A 2,938-nucleotide genomic window follows, 5' to 3' on the forward strand; every position below is an offset into this window, starting at 1 on the left:
GCCATTTCTTGTATCTCCAAAGTTAACGTTACGTTATCTTTAGAGGGAAGTACTGTCCATTATTTTGGCTAGGATCAGCTCGTATAGAGAAAGGGTACTAATAGAATTTGGAGAATTTTTCTTTTCATCATGTCTGCTTCTCGTAATGAGCAGATGGGATTATAGGTATTATTTTTTTAAAGTAAACAAATAATTAGATTATAAAATATAAAGATATAAAGTGTTTTAAAAAGCAATAATTATGAAGTTTTGAGATGGGAAAATCATAAGTTTTTTGACCAGAGATAAAAATATTTGGGCAAAATCGCGTATCAGATTGTGTGAAGTGCATGTGACTATTTCAATTGCATATCTTCAGATTGTAGATAGGACCTTAACAGATACAAAGAATACATCGTGCAAGTAGTTTAATTAATGGCTACTTGATTTGACCATAACTTTATTCTGATACATCTTTGCATCTGCTTCTTTGATAGCTTCAGCTAACCCAAAGGTTGGATTACGCATTGCAAGACCAATTGCAGCACTAATTCCAACTTTTGCAAAAGTATTTTGAATTCTTGATGCAAGCTTTTTAGCATGCTCTAAGTTAGTTTCAATAGTCATCACAGCAAACTCATCACCCCCTAAGCGAGCGATAATATCATTACTACGTACCGTATTTTTGAGAGCTAAAGCCATTCTTTGAATGAGCTCATCACCTGCAGCATGACCCAGAGTATCATTTGTGATCTTAAGATCATTAAGGTCTATCATAAGAATAGCAGTAGGATGCCCATAGCGCTTACAGCGCTCTTCCTCTTTGATAATCAGCTCATCCCAGGCACGACGGTTGAAAAGTCCAGTCATTGGGTCGGACATTGCTTCCATTTCAAAACGCTCAGCTTTACGTATGTACTCAGCAGCTTTTATATCGGCTTGAATCGTATAACTGAGTACCTTTGCTATCAGCTCGAATAATGGAGCATCTTCAACAAGAATTTTAGGTTGAGGTTCGGGATCAATTGCACATAAAGTACCAAAAAGAGAGCCATCTTCTTTATACAGAGGTTGGCCGATATAGGCTTTAATTGGGACTAGGTGATTTATAGGTGCGTCTGCGTAAACTTGAATATCTGGTGAATAGGGAGCAATACGGGGCGCATTGCTTTGCACCATGTGTGAGCAGAATGAGTCTGCCCAATGAAATACTTGTCCAGGCTTAACGTTATAACCATTATCTTCACTTAGTAACACGATCCAGTCATCACCCTCTGTACGAGTAATCATCCATAATTTAAAGCCAAATCGTTGAGATAAGAATTTTAAAATGGCTTGGCCAGCTTCTTCAAAGTTCTTAAAGTTAATATTATTCATGAAGTGAACCTACTGCAATAGTAAGAATATATATGTGAAATACACAACATATGAATAATTCTTATAAAAGGGAGTCAAAATAGGTATTATATAGAAATGTGTGAAATTTATACCAAAAATAATGCTTAAAGAAATGTATTTTTATAATGAAATTTAAAATTAACCAGCGAAGAAGAATACCAAGATGTAGTTTTCTTATTACTTATGAAAAAATGCAATCACTGCCATTATGGCTGCGATATTCATAAGGATTAAAAATATATAAAAAGTCATAATGAAGCGAAGCTACCAAAAAATTTTCAAAATTATAGGCCTAAAGAAACCTTCAATATGTATCGTTATTATTAATAAGGAAAGGAAATTGTAAAGTCGAGAGGAAAATTATCTAACCCTTTATATTAAAATAAAATTTATATTTATTTGGTGATTTATTTAAATCATTCAACAGTTTATCTTCATTGTGTGCATTGGGGGACAATCTTATAAGAACTGATAGATAGTTTCCTTTAAATTTTTTGGTATAAGCTTCACATAAGATTTGAGTTCTTCACTAATGAGAGTATGTGGGTTTTCAAGCTTTTCTAAGTAATTATTAACTGTTTTATTAGCCCCTATGAGTTTTATATTAGATTAAACGACCACCTGATATCTTTGTCTAATGATTTCATTTCATAATTTAATTTTGAAGAATTATCACAGCCAGTAAGAAAAAAATATAAAGTTCCTTGTGTTTATGACTATATCTCTTATAAGAGAGTACATTATTTTTGGACCACATATTTTACATAAAAAGGTCAAGAATTATATGGATGCACAAGCTGCTGGCTTCTTATATATGTTACCAGGTGTATTTCTATTTTGTCTTGGATCTTATTTAAGATAAAACCCACTGCTAGGGTGGGTTAGGTGTCTCAATTCTAATTTAAAAAACTTCGTAATTACATACTTCTATTCTTGAAATAAAATCGAGAGGCATGGTTAGTCTCTCAGCTGTAATAGTTTCAAAATGAACCCAGATAGCAGCATCTCTATTCTCAAAACTAATACTCACAAGTTTTACCAAGTCGTAAGGTTCAACATTATGGGTCAAGATAATATTATAGAGGTGATCTGAGCGGACGTACGAAATAAGCGTTTGATGGATAGTTAGTTGCTCTTTACTACTTAACTCACTGTAATTACTTAATTCTGATAAATCATTTTGAATATTCACTTCAATCCTTAACAATCTTAAATTTTCTGTAGCAAACGGCGATTTTATCAATTTAGACAACGCTGAATATGTTGGCTTTTGTTAATTCCCTCTAACTCTTATTCTCGCTCGATAAACATGCGTGTGCCAGTCAACTACCTGAGCTACCAATATACATTGGTCGTCTAACTCATTAATTTGGCTTGAGTTCTATATTTAGAGCCTGAAGATATCTTTAGATGACCTTAAAAGCCTATGATGGTACTTGGAAACAATATGAAAAATTGATGACGCTAGCGATTGACTCTGCAATTGATGTGTGCTGAAAAAACAGGAGGTTTTAACTTGGTAAACTATAGACACTCATCAGGAGTTTACCATGAGCAAGAA

At 33.5% G+C, this 2,938-nt stretch carries 2 protein-coding genes; both read right to left on the minus strand.

Annotation, left to right across the window (positions count from 1 at the left end; all coding sequences use genetic code 11):
• Positions 1-411: 411 nt before the first annotated feature.
• Positions 412-1,356, minus strand: coding sequence for a sensor domain-containing diguanylate cyclase (locus H9629_RS15240; RefSeq protein WP_064095456.1), 945 nt, complete (start codon positions 1,354-1,356; stop codon positions 412-414).
• Between the two features lie 922 nt (positions 1,357-2,278).
• Positions 2,279-2,569, minus strand: a complete 291-nt coding sequence (locus H9629_RS15245) for a hypothetical protein (protein ID WP_064095455.1) — start codon at positions 2,567-2,569, stop codon at positions 2,279-2,281.
• Positions 2,570-2,938 lie beyond the last annotated feature (369 nt).

This window comes from Acinetobacter pecorum (genome assembly GCF_014837015.1).
Classification (GTDB): domain Bacteria; phylum Pseudomonadota; class Gammaproteobacteria; order Pseudomonadales; family Moraxellaceae; genus Acinetobacter; species Acinetobacter pecorum.

Excerpts from the sequence above, each read along its gene's own strand:
- H9629_RS15240 (WP_064095456.1), bottom strand. The coding sequence starts at position 1,356 with ATGAATAATATTAACTTTAAGAACTTTGAAGAAGCTGGCCAAGCCATT.